17 protein-coding genes are annotated in these 16,029 nt (G+C 74.5%); 4 read left to right on the plus strand and 13 right to left on the minus strand.

Annotation, left to right across the window (positions count from 1 at the left end; all coding sequences use genetic code 11):
* Positions 1-6: 6 nt before the first annotated feature.
* The 5 genes from AC1VWI_RS09280 to AC1VWI_RS09300 all read right to left on the minus strand — a co-directional run bounded on the left by AC1VWI_RS09280 (position 7) and on the right by AC1VWI_RS09300 (position 4,124).
* Positions 7-1,170, minus strand: coding sequence for a lactate 2-monooxygenase (locus AC1VWI_RS09280; protein WP_499510481.1), 1,164 nt, complete (start codon positions 1,168-1,170; stop codon positions 7-9).
* A 68-nt stretch (positions 1,171-1,238) separates the two neighbouring features.
* Positions 1,239-1,775, minus strand: a complete 537-nt coding sequence (locus AC1VWI_RS09285; protein ID WP_499510482.1) for a DoxX family protein — start codon at positions 1,773-1,775, stop codon at positions 1,239-1,241.
* 90 nt (positions 1,776-1,865) lie between these two features.
* Entirely contained in the window at positions 1,866-2,477 is a 612-nt protein-coding gene (locus tag AC1VWI_RS09290) for an NAD(P)-dependent oxidoreductase (protein WP_499510483.1), read from the minus strand.
* A gap of 1 nt (position 2,478) precedes the next feature.
* The gene (locus tag AC1VWI_RS09295) at positions 2,479-3,198 is read right to left on the minus strand and encodes a flavodoxin family protein (RefSeq protein WP_499510484.1); all 720 of its coding nucleotides are present in this window, start codon (positions 3,196-3,198) and stop codon (positions 2,479-2,481) included.
* A gap of 50 nt (positions 3,199-3,248) precedes the next feature.
* The gene (locus AC1VWI_RS09300) at positions 3,249-4,124 is read right to left on the minus strand and encodes an Fpg/Nei family DNA glycosylase (protein WP_499510485.1); all 876 of its coding nucleotides are present in this window, start codon (positions 4,122-4,124) and stop codon (positions 3,249-3,251) included.
* A 147-nt stretch (positions 4,125-4,271) separates the two neighbouring features.
* Between AC1VWI_RS09300 and AC1VWI_RS09305 the strand changes: the two genes are divergently transcribed.
* Positions 4,272-4,955: a hypothetical protein gene (locus AC1VWI_RS09305; RefSeq protein WP_499510486.1), complete on the plus strand. Its 684-nt coding sequence runs from the start codon at positions 4,272-4,274 to the stop codon at positions 4,953-4,955.
* 58 nt (positions 4,956-5,013) lie between these two features.
* On the opposite strand, the gene AC1VWI_RS09310 is transcribed toward AC1VWI_RS09305, so the two are convergent.
* Complete coding sequence (locus tag AC1VWI_RS09310) at positions 5,014-7,431, minus strand: SpoIIE family protein phosphatase (RefSeq protein WP_499510487.1); 2,418 nt, start codon at positions 7,429-7,431, stop codon at positions 5,014-5,016.
* A 188-nt stretch (positions 7,432-7,619) separates the two neighbouring features.
* Between AC1VWI_RS09310 and lnt the strand changes: the two genes are divergently transcribed.
* The gene (gene lnt / locus AC1VWI_RS09315; RefSeq protein ID WP_499510488.1) at positions 7,620-9,146 is read left to right on the plus strand and encodes an apolipoprotein N-acyltransferase; all 1,527 of its coding nucleotides are present in this window, start codon (positions 7,620-7,622) and stop codon (positions 9,144-9,146) included.
* On the opposite strand, the gene AC1VWI_RS09320 is transcribed toward lnt, so the two are convergent.
* On the minus strand, positions 9,118-10,032 hold the full coding sequence (locus AC1VWI_RS09320; RefSeq protein WP_499510489.1) for a Gfo/Idh/MocA family protein: 915 nt from the start codon (positions 10,030-10,032) through the stop codon (positions 9,118-9,120). The genes lnt and AC1VWI_RS09320 overlap by 29 nt on opposite strands.
* 13 nt (positions 10,033-10,045) lie before the next feature.
* Positions 10,046-11,257, minus strand: coding sequence for an FAD-dependent monooxygenase (locus AC1VWI_RS09325; protein ID WP_499510490.1), 1,212 nt, complete (start codon positions 11,255-11,257; stop codon positions 10,046-10,048).
* 488 nt (positions 11,258-11,745) lie between these two features.
* Here AC1VWI_RS09325 and AC1VWI_RS09330 point away from each other — a divergent pair, with 488 nt between their 5' ends.
* Together AC1VWI_RS09330 and AC1VWI_RS09335 are read left to right on the plus strand one after the other, a co-directional pair.
* Complete coding sequence (locus AC1VWI_RS09330) at positions 11,746-12,342, plus strand: TetR/AcrR family transcriptional regulator (protein WP_499510491.1); 597 nt, start codon at positions 11,746-11,748, stop codon at positions 12,340-12,342.
* A 31-nt stretch (positions 12,343-12,373) separates the two neighbouring features.
* Positions 12,374-12,892 (plus strand): DinB family protein, encoded by a 519-nt coding sequence (locus AC1VWI_RS09335; RefSeq protein WP_499510492.1) that lies wholly within the window; start codon positions 12,374-12,376, stop codon positions 12,890-12,892.
* 111 nt (positions 12,893-13,003) lie between these two features.
* On the opposite strand, the gene AC1VWI_RS09340 is transcribed toward AC1VWI_RS09335, so the two are convergent.
* From AC1VWI_RS09340 to AC1VWI_RS09360, 5 genes are all read right to left on the minus strand, one after another.
* Positions 13,004-13,684, minus strand: coding sequence for a uracil-DNA glycosylase (locus AC1VWI_RS09340; RefSeq protein ID WP_499510493.1), 681 nt, complete (start codon positions 13,682-13,684; stop codon positions 13,004-13,006).
* A gap of 77 nt (positions 13,685-13,761) precedes the next feature.
* Positions 13,762-13,968 carry a hypothetical protein gene (locus AC1VWI_RS09345; protein ID WP_499510494.1) on the minus strand — a complete coding sequence of 69 codons (207 nt, stop codon included), beginning with the start codon at positions 13,966-13,968 and terminating at the stop codon, positions 13,762-13,764.
* Positions 13,969-14,007: 39 nt separating this feature from the next.
* The gene (locus tag AC1VWI_RS09350) at positions 14,008-14,769 is read right to left on the minus strand and encodes an SDR family oxidoreductase (RefSeq protein ID WP_499510495.1); all 762 of its coding nucleotides are present in this window, start codon (positions 14,767-14,769) and stop codon (positions 14,008-14,010) included.
* Between the two features lie 22 nt (positions 14,770-14,791).
* Positions 14,792-15,553, minus strand: a complete 762-nt coding sequence (gene fabG, locus AC1VWI_RS09355) for a 3-oxoacyl-ACP reductase FabG (RefSeq protein WP_499510496.1) — start codon at positions 15,551-15,553, stop codon at positions 14,792-14,794.
* Between the two features lie 119 nt (positions 15,554-15,672).
* A complete protein-coding gene (locus tag AC1VWI_RS09360; RefSeq protein WP_499516753.1) occupies positions 15,673-16,014 on the minus strand; it encodes a DUF3037 domain-containing protein in 342 nt (113 codons plus the stop codon).
* Between the last annotated feature and the right edge of the window lie 15 nt (positions 16,015-16,029).

Below are 16,029 nucleotides of genomic sequence, written 5' to 3' on the forward strand. Positions count from 1 at the left end.
GCCCGGTCACGAACCCAGGGACAGCGCCTCCGGACCCAGGTCCCCCGGGCGGGAGTGGCCCGACAGGGCGAGGGTGAGGTCGAACTCGGCGAGCAGGCAGCGGATGACGTGCTCGACGCCCGCCTGGCCGTCGAGGCCGAGGCCGTAGGCGTAGGGGCGGCCGACGAGGACGGCGTCGGCACCGAGGGCGAGCGCCTTGAGGACGTCGTCGCCGGTGCGGATGCCGCTGTCGAAGAGGACGGCGAGGCGGTCGCCGACGGCGCGGGCCACGGCGGGCAGGGTCTCGGCGGCGCCGATCGCGCCGCCCACCTGGCGGCCGCCGTGGTTGGAGACGACGACGCCGTCCATGCCGGCGTCGGCGGCCAGACGGGCGTCGTCGGGGTGCTGCACGCCCTTGACGACGATGGGCCCGTCCCAGTTCTCACGCAGGAAGGCGAGGTCGGGCCAGGTCTTGCCGGGGTCGGCGAACATGCCGACGAAGTGCAGGACGGCCGCGTTCAGGTCCTCCTCGACGGGCTTGGCGAGGCCCGCGAGGAAGGCCGGGTCGGTGAAGTAGTTGGCGGTGCCGATGCCCTTGAGGAAGGGCAGGTACGCCTGGTCCAGGTCGCGGGGGCGCCAGGCGAGCAACGGGGTGTCGAGGGTGACGAGCAGCGCGGTGTAGCCGGCGGCCCTGGCACGGCCCAGGAAGCTGCGCGTGACCTCGCGGTCCTTGGCCCAGTACAGCTGGAACCAGCGTTCCGCGTCGCCCATCGCCTCGGCGACGTCCTCCATGGGCGTGCTGGACGCCGAGGAGAGCACGAAGGGCACCCCTTGCGCGGCGGCGGCACGGGCGGCCGCGCGCTCGGCGTCGGGGTGCACGATCGACAGCACGCCGACCGGGCCCAGCGCGAGCGGGGCGCTCAGCGTGCGCCCGAGGACCTCCACCGTCAGATCGCGTGCGGACACGTCGCGCAGCATGCGCGGCACGATCCGCAGCCGGTCCAGGGCCTCCCGGTTGGCGCGCTCCGTGCGGCCGCTGCCCGCGCTGCCGGCGACGTAGCCGAAGGGGCCGGGCGCCAGGCGCTCGGCGGCCAGTTCCTCCAGCCGCGTCAGGTCGGTGGGGAGCGCGGGCAGCACGCCCGCGAGCCCGTTGAGGTAGATCTCGTACTGGTGGTCCGCCCGGTCGCCCATCCCTGTCCCGTCTCTCGGTGCCGAGAGCAGGACTGTGTCAGGACCGGACCGCCGCGTCCACCGTCCGGTCAGGGCTGCGGCAGTTCGGCCGCCATGTCGGCGCGTACGGCGGCGTTGCGGCGGGAGACCACGACCGCCGCGGCGACGGCACTGGCCGCGAAGCAGGCCACGACCGTCCAGGGGCAGTCCAGTACGTCGCCGGTCAGATGGTCCAGGGAGTAGCGGCCGGGCCCGGCGATGCCGATCGCGGCGGCCGTGAAGCCGAGGAAGGCCGGGTGCTCGAAGCCGCCCGAGGCGGCGAAGAAGCCGGCCGGCAGGTGCACGGAGACGGCGCCGGCCATCCCCCCGGCGGCGGCCGCGCCCGCGGCCGGGGTGGCCAGGCCGAGCGCCAGCAGGGTGCCGCCGCCGGCCTCGGCGAGGCCCGAGGCGAGCGCGCTGCGCCGGCCGGGCCGGAAGCCCATGGACTCCATCGCCTCGCCCGTGCCCTCCAGGCCGTGGCCGCCGAACCAGCCGAAGAGCTTCTGGGCGCCGTGCGCGAAGAGCACCGAGCCGGCCCCGAGGCGCAGCGCGAGCAGTCCGAGGTCCTTGCGGCGGTTGGTGGGCATGACGGGGTCCTTCCGGGGCGGTGCGGGCGCGTACGGCCAGTCTCGGCGCCCACCGCGGGGGGCGCCGCCCGCGGTGGGCCGTCCGGGCGGTCAGGAGCTGATGGCCACGGCCCGCCGTACGCAGTCCTCGGAGCCCAGGGCGCGGAGCATGAAGTCGGCGACGTCGGCCCGGCTGACCCGGGAGGCGAGACCGAGCCGCAGGTCGGATCCGGTGCGGTAGACGCCGGAGTAGCGGCCGCCGGTGACGACGGCGGGCCGCACGATCGTCCACAGGTCGCCCTCGGCGCGGATCAGCTCCTCCTGGCGGTCCTTGTCCCGCATGATGGCCGGGATGACCAGCGAGGTCGCGGCCCGGTACACACCGCGCCGGCCGGGTCCCGACCCGTACGCGCCGACGGCCACCAGCCGCCGTACGCCGAGCGCCCGCATGGCGGGGAGGATGCGCCGCATCCCGTCGGCGCAGACCGTCTCGCCGCGCGGGGAGCGGGTGCCGAGGGCGCTGAGCACCCCGTCGGCGCCCGCGATCACGCGGCCGACGGCCTCGGGGTCCCGGACGTCGCCGGGGACGACCGTCAGCCGTTCGTGCGGAGGGAGCGCTGCGGGGTCGCGGGCCAGGGCGGTGACCTCGTGGCCGGCGTCGAGCGCCTGCGCCACGAGTTCGCGTCCCACGTGGCCGGTGGCTCCGAAGATGGCGATGCGCATGTCAGCGGTGCTCCGGGTTCGCGAAGTCGGAGCGGCAGCCGGCGTCCCAGGCGCTGCGCTGGTTGCCGTGGCCCGGGATGCCGCCGGAGCGCTTGAGCAGGGCGGCCAGGTGCATCAGGTTCCAGGTCATGAAGGACAGGTTCCGGTTGGTGAAGTCGTTCTCCGGGCCGCCGGAGCCCGGGTCGAGGTAGGAGGGCCCGGGGCCGGCCTCGCCGATCCAGCCGGCGTCGGCCTGCGGCGGGATCGTGTAGCCGAGGTGCTGGAGGCTGTAGAGGAGGTTCATGGCGCAGTGCTTGACGCCGTCCTCGTTGCCCGTGATGAGGCAGCCGCCGACCCGGCCGTAGTAGGCGTACTGGCCACGGTCGTTGAGCAGGCTGGAGCAGGCGTAGAGCCGTTCGACGACACGCTTGGCGACGGAGGAGTTGTCGCCGAGCCAGATCGGGCCGCACAGGACGAGGACGTCGGCGGCCAGCACCTTCTCGTACAGGGCGGGCCAGGCGTCGGTCCGCCAGCCGTGCTCGGTCATGTCGGGCCAGACGCCGGTGGCGATGTCCTCGTCGACGGCGCGGACGACCTCGGTGCGGACCCCCTGCGCCTCCATCAGGGCACGACTGCGGTCGATGAGCCCCTCGGTGTTGCTGACCTCGGGGGAGCGCTTCAGCGTGCAGTTGAGGAACAGCGCACCCAGGTCGTCGTAGCGGTACCCGGTGGAATCGGACATGGCGCACCCTTTCGGTCACCAGTCATCCTGGGTCACCGCCCGCCGGGCGGCTACTTCAGCAGCCGCGACATCCTCCGGTCGGCGAGCGGCTTCCCGCCGGTCTGGCAGGTGGGGCAGTACTGCAGGGAGGAGTCGCTGAAGGAGACCTCGCGGATCGTGTCGCCGCAGACGGGGCACGGTTCGCCGGTGCGCCCGTGCACGCGCAGTCCGGTCTTCTTCTCGCCCTTCAGGTCTCCCGCGGCCAGGCCGCGGGAGCGTTCGACGGCGTCCCGGAGGGTGGTGAGCAGCGCTTCGTACAACCGGCTGACCTCCTCCGCGGAGAGGTTCGCGGCGAGCGCGTACGGCGACATCCTGGCGGCGTGCAGCACCTCGTCCGAATAGGCGTTGCCGACACCGGCGATGACGCCCTGGTCGCGCAGGACGCCCTTGATGCGGCGGCGTTCACCGGAGAGCAGGGCCGCGAAGACCTCGGGGGTGAAGGCGGCATCGAGCGGTTCGGGGCCGAGGCGGGCGATGCCGGGGACGTCCGCGAGGTCCCGGACGCAGTGGACGGCGAGCCGCTTCTGCGTCCCCGCCTCCGTCAGGTCGAAGCCGGCGCCCTCCGGTTCCGCCATCAGCAGCCGCAGTGCCAGCGGGCCCTTGCCGGGACGGGGCGGGGTCGTGGGCAGGTCGTCCTTCCAGCGCAGCCAGCCGCCCCGGGCCAGATGGACGGCGAGGTACGGTCCCGCGCCCTCGTCGGTGGTGAAGACCAGGAACTTGCCGCGGCGCCCGACGGAGGTCACGGTGCGCCCGTGCAGCGCGTCCAGCGGGGGGTCGTAGGTCTTCAGGACGCTCACCGCCACCGGCAGCACCCGGGCGATGGCGTGGCCGGCCATGCGGCCGGTGAGGAAACCGGCCAGGGCTTCGACTTCGGGCAGCTCCGGCATGCGACCAGTGTGCGCCCCGGGGCGGCGGGGTGCGAGCGGCGACGGGGCGGTTCCGCCCGGTTCCGGCGCCAATACCGCACGATGAACAGACAGTTGGATCTTCGGGAGAACTGGACATCGGGCCGCCGGATGTGAATGATCGCAGCCATGGCCGATTCTCTCCCCCTGCCCGCCGAGGCACCGAGCCACCCCGACCCGGGTGCGCTGGACCCCACCGAGGTGATACCCCGGCCGCAGCCGGTGGAGGCGGGTGAGGCCGCGGAGGTCAAGGTCATCAGCGGAGAGGTCGTCGGGGGCCGCCACCGCGGGCAGCGCGGCGGTCCCGGCCGCGGCTCGCTGGGCACCGCCGTGCTGACGGCGACCGGGGCCATCGCGGGACTGTCCATGCTCATGCCGCACGGCGGCTCCGGCGACGTCGCGGAAGCCGCCCAGGGGCCGGCCAGGGCCGTGCCGGACGGGTCCGTCGAGGACGCCATCGTGCCGACCGCCGCGGGCGCGGCCGTCTCCGCCGGGACCACGAAGGCCGACACGGCGGCGGTCACGAAGGCCGCGTCGACGGGCACGGGTACGGGTACCGCGGCGAGCACCGGCACGCGCGACACCGCGCGGCCGGACGCCCCGGGCGACGCCCCGGCCCCGGGCCGCCACGCACGCGTCAGCGGCACCTGGGACAGCGACGACTGGCAGGAGGCCGTGACCCGTGCCATCGCCGCGCACCGCTCGGGCGAGCAGGGTCACCTCGGCGGCCGGCACCGCACCGGCGGCGGCACCGGCTGGCACGGCGGCCAGTGGAACGGCGGCCGGCAGGGCGACTGGTCCCGCGGCGGCTGACGCTCCTTCAGGGGCGGCTCTGCCACGAAGGGCTGACGCAGCGCGCAGCGTCAGGGAGTCAGACCAATTCCTGCTCGGCCCAGATCGTCTTCCCGGCGGGCGTCTGCCGGGATCCCCAGCGCTGGGTGAACTGGGCGACGAGCAGCAGCCCGCGGCCGCCCTCGTCGAAGATCCGGGCACGGCGCAGGTGCGGGGCGGTGCTGCTGGTGTCGGAGACCTCGCAGATCAAGGTGGCGTCGCGGATCAGCCGGAGCTGGATCGGGCCGCCGCCGGCGTAGCGGATCGCGTTGGTGACCAGTTCACTGACGACCAGTTCGGTGATGAACACGGCCTCCCCGAGCCCCCACTCGCGGAGTTGCTCCGCGGCCGTCCTGCGCGCCCGCCCGACGACGGCCGGGTCGTCGGGCAGCTCCCAGGTGGCGACCTGGTGGGCGTCGAGGGCGCGGGTCCGGGCGACCAGCAGGGCGATGTCGTCGCGGGGCCGGTCCGGCAGCAGCCCGTACAGCACGTTGTCGCAGAGTTCGTCCAGGCTCCCGGCCGGCCGGGTGAGCGTCCGGGCGAGCAGCGCGAGCCCCGCGTCGACGTCGTGCCCGGCCGACTCGATCAGGCCGTCCGTGTACAGGGCCAGCAGGCTGCCCTCGGGCAGGTCCAGCTCCGCTGACTCGAAGGGCAGCCCGCCCAGCCCCAGCGGCGGCCCCGCGGGCAGGTCGGGGAAGTCGGCCCGGCCGCCGGGCAGGACCACGGCGGGCAGCGGGTGGCCGGCGCGTGCCATGGTGCAGCGCCGGGTGACGGGGTCGTAGACCGCGTACAGGCAGGTGGCGCCGACCTCCCCGGAGAGCTGGTCCGAGCCGCCTTCGATGCCCTGCCCCTCCTCCATGTCGAGGCGTACCACCAGGTCGTCGAGCTGGGTGAGGAGTTCGTCGGGCGCCAGGTCGACGTCGGCGAGGGTCCGCACGGCGGTGCGCAGCCGTCCCATGGTCGCCGAGGCGTGCACCCCGTGGCCGACGACGTCGCCCACCACGAGCGCCACCCGGGCGCCGCTGAGCGGGATCACGTCGAACCAGTCGCCGCCCACGCCCGCCCGGGAGCCGGCCGGCAGGTAACGGGAGGCGACCTCGACGGCGGCCTGCCGCGGGGAGTGCTGGGGGAGCATGCTGCGCTGCAGCGTGAGTGCGGTGGCGCGTTCCCTGGAGTAGCGGCGGGCGTTGTCCACGCAGACGGCGGCCCGGGCGGCGATCTCCTCGGCGAGCAGCAGGTCGTCTGCGTGGAAGGGGTCGACGGTGCGGTGCCGGATGAAGATCGCCAGTCCGAGGGTCGCGCCCCGGGCACGCAGCGGCACGACCATCAGCGAGTGCACGCCGTAGTCGACGACGCTCCTGCCGCGGGCCCGGTCGTACTCCGTCCAGCGCCGGATCTCCGGCTCATGGGTGCGGTGCAGCGACCCCCGCCCGGTGACCAGGGCGCAGGCGGCCGGCGAGTGCTCGGGCACCATGTCCAGCTCCCCGACCTGGGCCGCGGCCTCGGGGCAGCCGGGCAGCACGGACTGCTGGGCGACGCGGCGGAAGGCGAGGGCGCCCGCGGCCGGCAGTGGGCCGGGTTCCTCACCGCGGACGACGGAGTCCAGCAGGTCGACGCTGACCATGTCGGCGAACCGCCGTACGGAGACGTCGGCGAGTTCCTGCGCGGTGCGGGTGATGTCCAAGGTGGTGCCGATGCAGGTGCTCGCCTCGTTGACGATGTCCAGCCGGCGCCGGGCGTGGAACTGCTCGGTCGTCTCGTAGACCGCGGCGGAGACCCCGGTGACCTGTCCCGACCCGTCCTTGAGCGGGAAGACCAGCATCGCGTACGCGTGGTCGCGGTCGTCGCCGGGCGGGCGGCCGAGGCTCTCCAGGCGCGCGGTCGCGCCGGTCTGCATCACCTCCTCCTGGACGCGGTCGAACTCCTCGAAGGCCGCACCGGGCATGAACTCGCGCAGCCGCTGCCCGCGCACCTCCTCCACGCTCCTGCCGACCAGGCGCTCCATCGCCGCGTTGGCGGTGCTGAGCCGTACCTCGCGGTCGTAGACGGCGACGGCGACCGGGAGCTGGGCGAGGACCCCGGCGTCCGGTTCCGGTCGCCCGGGGGCGGTCGCGGTGACGGCCCAGTGCGCGGTGCCCGACGCGTCGCTGAGGAGGCGCAGCCCCAGCCGGACCGGCACGTCCCCGCCGTCGCGGTGGCGCAGGACGACGGGGCCCGCCCAGGCGCGTCCGGCGGCGATGCGGCGCAGTGCGGCGAAGGGCAGCGGGGCGGCGAGCAGGGTGCCGGCGGGCCGGCCGAGCACCTCGGCGGACGACCAGCCGAGCAGCCGGCAGGCGTCCTCGCCCCAGGCGGTCAGCACCCCCGTGTCACCGGCAGCGACGGCAGCGGCCGCGGGCGGCGTCAGCCCGTGGCGCTCCTTCCCTCCCCCGTGCTCCCCGTGGCCGGTGCGCCTTCCCATGGGTACGTCCTCGTCCTCACGGCCGTTCCCCCTCAGCATGGTCCCCCGCCGGGGCACTCTCAACCGGCGTGCGCGGCGGGGGCGCGGCGCGCACGGCACGGGGCCGCCGGTTCACGCGCCGTGGCCCTCTGGGCAAGGCCGTCCGGACGAACGAGACTGAGGGCAGGCGAGTGTGAGGAGTGGCGCAGGTGACGGTGAAGGTCGACGGGCCGCGGACGGTCTCCCCCCGGCTCGCCTCGCCCTGGAAGCGCGGCGCGGCGGCCGCGGCGGCGGGGGCGCTGCCGGCGCTGGCGTTCCCCGCACCGTCGCTGTGGTGGCTGGCGTACGTCGCCCTCGTGCCGTGGATGCTGCTGGCACGCGCCGCGCCGACGGGGCGGCGGGCCGCCTTGGACGGCTGGCTGGGCGGGGCCGGCTTCATGGTGGCCGTGCACCACTGGCTGATCCCGAGCCTGCACGTCTTCATCGTGCTCATCGCCCTGCTGCTGGGGGCCCTGTGGGCGCCGTGGGGGTGGCTGGTGCGGCGGCTGCTCGGGGGCACGCCGGGCCGCCGCACGGTCCTGGCGGCGACGGTGCTGGTGCCGTCCGCCTGGCTGCTGGTCGAGCTGGTGCGGTCGTGGGAGTACCTGGGCGGGCCGTGGGGACTGCTGGGGGCGAGCCAGTGGCAGGTGACGCCGGCGCTGCGGCTGGCCTCGATCGGAGGCGTGTGGCTGGTCAGCTTCCTGGTGGTGGCGGTGAACACGGCGCTGGCCGCGCTGCTCGCGGTGCCCTCCTGCCGGGCGGCCGCGGGGTCGGCGCTGGCCGCCGCGGCGGTGGGCACGACGGCGGCGTGGGCCTGGGCGCCGGTCCCGGCCCGCAGCGGGGAGTCCGTGCGGGTGGCGGTCGTGCAGCCGGGGGTGATCACCGGGCCGCAGCCGCGCTTCGACCAGGGGGAGCGGCTGACCCGTACGCTCGCGGGCAAGGGCGTGGACCTGGTGGTGTGGGGGGAGAGCAGCGTCGGCTTCGACCTGTCCGCCCGTCCCGACCTGGCGAACCGGCTGGCCGCGCTGTCCCGGGACGTCGGCGCCGACATCCTGGTCAACGTCGACGCCCGGCGGGCCGACGGCCTCGGGATATCCAAGACCTCGGTCCTGATGGGCCCGGACGGGCCGGTCGGCCCGAGCTACGACAAGATGCGTCTGGTGCCGTTCGGCGAGTACGTCCCGGCCCGTACGGTGCTGGGCTGGGCCACATCGGTGGGCAGGGCGGCGGGTGAGGACCGGATCCGGGGCGACCACCAGGTGGTCATGGACGCGGGCACGGTGCGGCTGGGGCCCCTGGTGTGCTTCGAGTCGGCGTTCCCCGACATGAGCCGGCACCTCGCGGACGACGGGGCGCAACTGCTCGTGGCGCAGTCCTCCACGTCCTCGTTCCAGGGGAGCTGGGCGCCCGCGCAGCACGCCTCGCTGGCGGCGCTGCGCTCGGCAGAGTCCTGGCGGCCGATGGTGCACGCGACGCTGACCGGGATCAGCGCGGTCCACGACGCCCGCGGCGAGCGGATCGGCCCGTCGCTGGGCACGTCGCGCAGTGCGGCGCAGGTCTACGACGTGCCGCTGGGTTCCGGGCGCAGCCCGTACGACCGGCTCGGCGACTGGGTGCCCCGGCTGGCGGTGCTGCTGCTGGCCGGGGCGGGCGCGTACGAGACGGCGCTCAGGAGGTCTGCTCGGTCACGGCGGTGACGATGCGCTCGCACAGCTCATGGGTCAGCAGCGCGTCGCGGGCGTCGAGGGGCTTGCCGTGCCGTACGGCGTCGAGGAACGCGAGGGCGATCCCCTCTATGCCGCGCTGGCGGGCGACGGGGACCCAGTCGCCGCGGCGGCGGACGGTGGGCTGGCCCTTGTGGTCCACGACCTCGGCCAGGTTGAGCACCTGGCGCTTGCTGTCCTGGCCCATGACCTCCAGGACCTCCTCGTTGGAGCCGCTCATGCGGTTCATCACGCCGATCGCGGTGAAGCCGTCGCCGGACAGCTGGAGCGTGACGTGGTGGAGCAGCCCGCCGCGGACCCGTGCCCGGACGTCGGTGTGCTCGACGGGGCCGGGGAGGAGGAAGCGCAGGGTGTCGACGACGTGGATGAAGTCGTCGAAGACGACGGTGCGCGCGGTCTCCGGGTGCCCGATGCGGTTCTTCTGCAGGAGGATCAGGTCGCGCGGGTGGTCGGCGCACTGCACGTAGCCCGGCGCGTGGCGGCGGTTGAAGCCGACCGTCAGCCCGACCCCGCGTTCCTCGGCGAGGCGCACCAGGTGCTCGGCCCCGGCCAGGTCGTAGGCGAGCGGTTTGTCGACGTAGACGGGGACGCCCGCGGCGATGAGGCGTTCGGTGATCTCCACGTGCGTCTCGGTGGGGGCGTGCACGAACGCCCCGTCGAGCCCCTGGTCGAGCAGGGCGTCGAGGGTCTCGTGGCGGTGCGGGACCGGGACCCGGTGGGTGTCGCCGACCGCGTCGAGGGTGGCGCGGGTGCGGGTGTGCAGGTGGAGTTCCACCCCCGGCTGCGCGGTCAGCACCGGCAGGTACGCCTTGCGCGCGATGTCGCCGAGTCCGATGACCCCGATCCTGAGGGGTTCCATGTGCCGCTCCCGCCTACGCCTGCAGTGCCTGACCTGTGCCGTCGGCAGCATACGGGCCGGCCGGCGGCCGCCAGTCGGCGATCCCGTCGAGGCTGCGCAGCGCCAGGCGCGGGCCGACCCGGTTGACGGTGGCGAACAGGGCGTCGCGCAGTGCGACGGCGGGCGGCGAGGACCAGGTGGTGAGCCTCCCGATGCTCCAGGAGCGGCGCACGACGCCCGTCGTACGGGACAGCCGCTGAGCGGTGTAGGCGGCCAGGGCGCGCGCGACGGCCTCGTCGCCGGCGCCGGGGGCGGCGAGGTGGGCGAGGACGACGGCGTCCTCCAGGGCCTGGCAGCCGCCCTGGCCGAGGTTGGGCGTCATGGCGTGCGCCGCGTCGCCGAGCAGGGCGATGCGCCCCTGGTGGAAGGCGGGCAGCGGTCGCGCGAGGTGGTGGACGTCGTTGCGGAGCACGGAGCCGGGGGCAGCGGAGTCGATCAGCTCGGGCACCGGGTGGTGCCAGTCGCCGAACAGCCGCCGCAGCTCGGTGCGTTCGTCCCCGTCGCGGGCGCGGCCGCCCGGCGGGGTCACGGCGGTCGCGTAGCAGTAGACGCGGCCGCCGGTGAGCGGGACGGTGCCCCACAGCCGGCCGCGCCCCCAGGTCTCGTGCGGGAGGTACGCGGAGGGTGCCGGCACGACCGTGCGCCAGCTGGTGAATCCGCTGTAGACCGGCCCCGGGTGCTCCGGGAACAGCGCGGCGCGCACGGCTGAGTTGATCCCGTCGGCGGCGACCACCAGATCGGCGTCGATCGTCCCGTCCTCGGTCGCGACCTTCCCCCCGGGGGAGGCGGACAGGACCCGGGTCCCGGTGCGCAGCGCGCCGTCCGGCAGGAGGCCCGACAGCACGGCCACCAGCTCCGCCCGGTGGGCGATCACCACGGGTCCACCGAACCGCTCGGCGGCGGCCTCGCCGCTGGTCCGGGAGAGCCAGCGCCCGTCGGGGCGGCGCAGCCCGCCCTCGCCCTGGAAGGCGGCCATGGCGCGCACGGCCTCACCGACCCCGAGCGCGTCCAGCGCACGCAGGCCGTTGGGCGCGATGCCGATCCCGGCTCCGACGGGTTCGAGCGCCGCGGCCCGCTCCAGGACGGTCACCCGCCATCCGCGCCGGCGCAATGCCACAGCGGCGGCCAGCCCTCCGATCCCGGCTCCGACCACGACGGCGTGCGGCTGACGCGATGTGCGGCCCATGGCTTCCGCTCCCCTCCCGCGACTACAGGTGTAGTGGGGAGCGTACTACATCTGTAGTGACGGGGGGGGACACACCCCGCACGTCCGCGCCGCACCGGCCTGCCGCCGCAGGCAGACGGGCAGGTCCGGCCCCGGAACCGGAGGCGCACGCGAACCCGGGGAGACGGTCGCCCATGCTCTCGGCAAGGCACACGGTGACACCGAGCCGGGTGACGGCCCACCCGGGCCACCCCGTCCTGCGCAGGCGCCCGTCGCCCCGGCTGACCGGGGTGGGGCCCGGCAACGCCGAATCCCGGTGACGGTGCCGTCCGAGACCTCCACCCGGGCACCTGGTGAGGGAAGGAAGGCGGGGCGGCGGCCCATCGCCTCGGCCCGGGTGAACCGGCCGGCGTCGACGCCTTCCGTCACGCCGAACCCAGGTGACGACGCTGCCGCCCGCCGGTACACGAGCAGGGCGGGGCCGGAGCCGGGGCCGGTAGGTTGCCGTCATGAGCACCGCGCAGACGTCCCGCCCCGAGCTGATCGCCGACACCGCACTCGCCCTGCTCGCCGAGCGGGGCATGCGCGGGCTGACCCACCGTGCGGTCGACGAGGCGGCCGGTCTGCCGCAGGGCTCCACGTCCAACCACGCCCGGACCCGCGCGGCCCTCCTGGAGGCGGCGGTGCGCAGGCTCGCCTTCCGCGAGTCGCAGACGGCCCACGCCCCCACGTCCGCGCCCGGGCCCGAGGGGCTGGCCGCGCTGCTCGCGTACTTCCTCCACCGCTCCGTCACCGAGGCCCGTGACCTCACGCGCGCCCGCCTGGAACTCGCCCTGGAGGCCACCCGGCGCCCCGAGTTGCGCACGGTCTACGACACCGCGGGCCGCGCCTTTCGCGAGCAGCTGGAGGCGATGCTGCGCGCCGTGGGTTCCGCCGAGCCGGAGCGTCACGCGCGGTCGCTCATCGCGTGGTGCGACGGCGTCCTCTTCCACTCCGTCGCGGGCGCCGGGTCCGTGTCGCCCCCACCCGAGGCCGAGTTGCGGGCGGGCGCGGCCGACCTGCTGCGCGGGATGCTCGGCGGCGACTGCGGCAGCTCGGCCGGTTGATGCGTCGACGCTGTCAGAGGCCCCCGCCATCATGGCGGCCATGACGACGACACCGGAGCGCACCGACCCGCCCTACATCGCCGACGAGCGCACCATGCTGGAGAGCTGGCTGGACTTCCACCGCGACACCCTCGCGATGAAGTGCGCCGGCCTGGACGACGAACAGCTGCGCACCCCCAGCGCGCCCCCCTCCGACCTCACCCTGCTCGGCCTGGTCCGGCACATGGCGGGGGTCGAACGGGGCTGGTTCCGCACCGTGCTCGCCGGAGAGGACGTGCCCCCGCTCTACCTCACCGAGGAGGACCCCGACGGCGAGTTCCACGACCTCGCCCAGGCCGACACCGCCGAGGCGTTCGCCACCTGGCGCGCCGAGATCGCGCACGCCCGCGAGCTGACCCGCCACCGCTCGCTCGACGACACCGGGCTGCGCCGCGGCAAGCACGAAATCTCCCTGCGCTGGATCTACGTCCACATGATCGAGGAGTACGCCCGCCACAACGGCCACGCCGACCTGATCCGCGAACGCATCGACGGGGTCACCGGCGACTGACGCCTCACCCCGGCGCCCGGTGCGGCAACTCGTCGCGGCGCACGCCATCGACGTCCCCCTGGGCCCGGGCCCGGCGACGACCCCCGTGCGTCGCCCGGCCCGGGCACGAACTCACCGGCCCAGGTCCGGGATGCGCCAGTCCACCGGGTCGTGGCCCTGTGCCTTGAGCGCCTCGTCGATCTGGGTGAAGGGACGGCTGCCGAGGAAGAGCTTGGCCGACAGCGGCGACGGGTGGGCGCCCTGGACGACCGCGTGCCGCTCGGTGTCGATCAGCGGCAGCTTCTTCTTGGCGTAGTTGCCCCACAGGACGAAGACCGCCGGGTCGGGCCGGGACGCGACGGCCTTGATGACCGCGTCGGTGAACTTCTCCCAGCCCTTGCCCTTGTGCGAGTTGGCCTCGGCCTCGCGCACCGTCAGCACCGCGTTGAGCAGCAGCACGCCCTGCTCCGCCCACGGCATCAGGTAGCCGTTGTCCGGGATCGGGTAGCCGTACTCCTCCTTCATCTCCTTGAAGATGTTCCGCAGGGAGGGCGGGGTCTTGACACCCGGCTGCACCGAGAAGCACAGCCCGTGCCCCTGACCCTCGCCGTGGTACGGGTCCTGGCCGAGGACCAGCACCTTCACCTTGTCGTAGGGCGTGGCCTCCAGGGCCGCGAAGACCTGCTCGCGCGGCGGGAAGACCTTGTGCTTCCCGCGCTCCTCCTCCACGAACTCGGTGAGCTGGGTGAAGTAGGGCTTCTCCAGCTCCTCACCGAGGACGGCCTGCCAGGACTCGGGCAGCGTGATGGGCACGTCGGGAACCTCCGGTACGCGATCCGTTACTGGGGACGAACGTACCGTTCCGCACCGACAATCCGCCCGGCCGGGTGTCAGGCCGCGTCCAGCCGGGCCCGCAGCTCCGGTTCGAGGTCCGGGTCGGCCGCCGCCAGGAGGTCGTCGAGCTGCACGACGCCGCTCACCCCGGGCACCGGCAGGACGGGCACGTCCCCGCCCAGCAGCCAGGCCGGCGAAGGCCTCCACGGTCCCTCGGCTACGGGCGGGTCCCTGGTGCCGGCCGCCGCAGCGGTGGCCGGCACCAGGGACCCTGCACGTCGGAGTGCGGACGAACGCGGGCCTCAGGCGCCGACGCTGGCGTTGAGGAAGATGCCGCCGTCCACGACCAGGGTCTGGCCGGTGATCCAGGCCGCCGCGTCCGAGAGCAGGAACGCGGCGGCGCCGCCGATGTCCTCGGGCACACCGAGCCGCCCCAGCGGGTAGGCGGCCGCGGCCTGCTCCTCGCGGCCCTCGTAGAGGGCGGAGGCGAACCTGGTCTTGACGACCGCGGGGGCGATGGCGTTGGCACGGACGCCGGGCGCCATCTCGGAGGCGAGCTGCAGCGTGAGGTTGACCATCGCGGCCTTGCTCATGCCGTACGCGCCGATGAAGGGGGAGGCGCTGATGCCCGCCACGGAGGCGATGTTGACGATCGCGCCGCCGTTCTCCTTCATCCACGCCTTGTACGTCTGCTGGGCGAAGCCGAGCGCGGAGATGACGTTGGTCTCGAAGACCTTGCGGGCGACGCCGAGGTCGAGCTCGGCGAGCGGGCCGAAGACCGGGTTCGTACCGGCGTTGTTGGCGAGGTAGTCGACGCGGCCGAAGGCCTCCATCGTCCGCTCGACGACCTCGGCCTGGTGCGCCTCGTCGTGGGCCTTGCCGGCCACGCCGAGGGCCCGGTCGGCGCCGAGCCGTTCGACGGCCTCCTTCAGCGCCTCCTCGTTGCGGCCGGTGATGACGACGCGGTCGCCGCGGGCGACGAGCGCCTCGGCGATGCCGTAGCCGATGCCGCGGCTGGCGCCGGTGACGATCGCGACGCGTCCGCTGTCGGGCTGGTTGCTCATGATGCGGGTCTCCTGTCGCGGTTCAGTCGAGCGGTCCGCCGGCCACGTACAGCACCTGGCCGGAGACGAAGCCCGCGTCGTCGCCGGTGAAGAAGGCGATGGCGTTGGCGACGTCGTCGGGGTTGCCGACGCGCTGGACGGGGATCTGGGTGGCGGCCGCGGCCTGGAACTCCTCGAATCCCATGCCGATGCGGGCGGCGGTGGCGGCCGTCATGTCGGTGGCGATGAAGCCGGGGGCGACGGCGTTGGCCGTGACGCCGAACTTGCCGAGCTCGTGCGCGAGGGTCTTGGTGAAGCCCTGCAGGCCCGCCTTGGCGGCGGAGTAGTTGGCCTGGCCGCGGTTGCCGAGGGCGGAGGACGAGGACAGGTTGACCACGCGGCCGAAGTTCGCGTCCACCATGTGCTTCTGGACGGCGCGGGTCATCAGGAAGGCGCCGCGCAGGTGCACGTTCATGACCGTGTCCCAGTCGGACGCGCTCATCTTGAACAGCAGGTTGTCGCGGAGCACGCCCGCGTTGTTGACGAGGATCGTCGGCGCCCCGAGTTCCGCGGCGACGCGCGCGACCGCGGCCGCGACCTGCTCCTCGTCGGAGACGTCGGCGCCGATGGCGACGGCCCGGCCGCCCGCCTTGGTGATCTGCTCGACGGTGTCCTTGCACGCGGTCTCGTCGAGGTCCAGCACGGCCACGGCGCGGCCCTCCGCGGCCAGGCGCACGGCGGTGGCGGCGCCGATGCCGCGCGCCGCCCCTGTCACGATCGCTACGCGCTGCTCGGTGGTCGACATCTGCTCTCCTCAGCCCTGTGGGGAGCGGTCGCGCAGGTGAGCGACCGCTTAGTACGTCCCGTAGCCGAAACCGTAGGAGCGCAGTGACCCTGTGTCAACGCCCACCGCGCCGATGTGGCTCAGCGCACCAGAAGATCCAGCAGACGGTCCACCTCGGCCTGCGGGTCCTCGGTCAGCCCGGTGTGGATCGGGCCCGGCTGCACGATGGTGCTGCGCGGCGCCGTCAGCCACCGGAAGCGGCGCCCCGGATCGTCCTCCGCCGCCTGCCCGGCCCGCTCGCCGCCCGCGCAGATGCCCTCGTAGCCGCGCAGCGCCGCCCGTACGCCGGCGACGTCCACGTCGGGGTCGAGGCAGCGCAGCCGGGTCTCGTCCAGGTGGACCCGGGCGCCCACGAAGGACTTGGCACGGCAGTAGACCAGCACACCCGCGTTGATCAGCTCGCCGCGCTCGATCCGCGGCATCACGCGCACCAGGGC

The organism is Streptomyces sp. TOM-9, from assembly GCF_056858595.1.

Bases quoted from the DNA above. Each gene is read 5' to 3' on its own strand.
- AC1VWI_RS09280 (WP_499510481.1), bottom strand. From the start codon at position 1,170: ATGGGCGACCGGGCGGACCACCAGTACGAGATCTACCTCAACGGGCTC.
- AC1VWI_RS09285 (WP_499510482.1), bottom strand. From the start codon at position 1,775: ATGCCCACCAACCGCCGCAAGGACCTCGGACTGCTCGCGCTGCGCCTC.
- AC1VWI_RS09290 (WP_499510483.1), bottom strand. From the start codon at position 2,477: ATGCGCATCGCCATCTTCGGAGCCACCGGCCACGTGGGACGCGAACTC.
- AC1VWI_RS09295 (WP_499510484.1), bottom strand. From the start codon at position 3,198: ATGTCCGATTCCACCGGGTACCGCTACGACGACCTGGGTGCGCTGTTC.
- AC1VWI_RS09300 (WP_499510485.1), bottom strand. From the start codon at position 4,124: ATGCCGGAGCTGCCCGAAGTCGAAGCCCTGGCCGGTTTCCTCACCGGC.
- AC1VWI_RS09305 (WP_499510486.1), top strand. From the start codon at position 4,272: ATGGCCGATTCTCTCCCCCTGCCCGCCGAGGCACCGAGCCACCCCGAC.
- AC1VWI_RS09310 (WP_499510487.1), bottom strand. From the start codon at position 7,431: ATGGGAAGGCGCACCGGCCACGGGGAGCACGGGGGAGGGAAGGAGCGC.
- AC1VWI_RS09320 (WP_499510489.1), bottom strand. From the start codon at position 10,032: ATGGAACCCCTCAGGATCGGGGTCATCGGACTCGGCGACATCGCGCGC.
- AC1VWI_RS09325 (WP_499510490.1), bottom strand. From the start codon at position 11,257: ATGGGCCGCACATCGCGTCAGCCGCACGCCGTCGTGGTCGGAGCCGGG.
- AC1VWI_RS09330 (WP_499510491.1), top strand. From the start codon at position 11,746: ATGAGCACCGCGCAGACGTCCCGCCCCGAGCTGATCGCCGACACCGCA.
- AC1VWI_RS09335 (WP_499510492.1), top strand. From the start codon at position 12,374: ATGGCGGCCATGACGACGACACCGGAGCGCACCGACCCGCCCTACATC.
- AC1VWI_RS09350 (WP_499510495.1), bottom strand. From the start codon at position 14,769: ATGAGCAACCAGCCCGACAGCGGACGCGTCGCGATCGTCACCGGCGCC.
- fabG (WP_499510496.1), bottom strand. From the start codon at position 15,553: ATGTCGACCACCGAGCAGCGCGTAGCGATCGTGACAGGGGCGGCGCGC.
- AC1VWI_RS09360 (WP_499516753.1), bottom strand. From the start codon at position 16,014: ATGCCGCGGATCGAGCGCGGCGAGCTGATCAACGCGGGTGTGCTGGTC.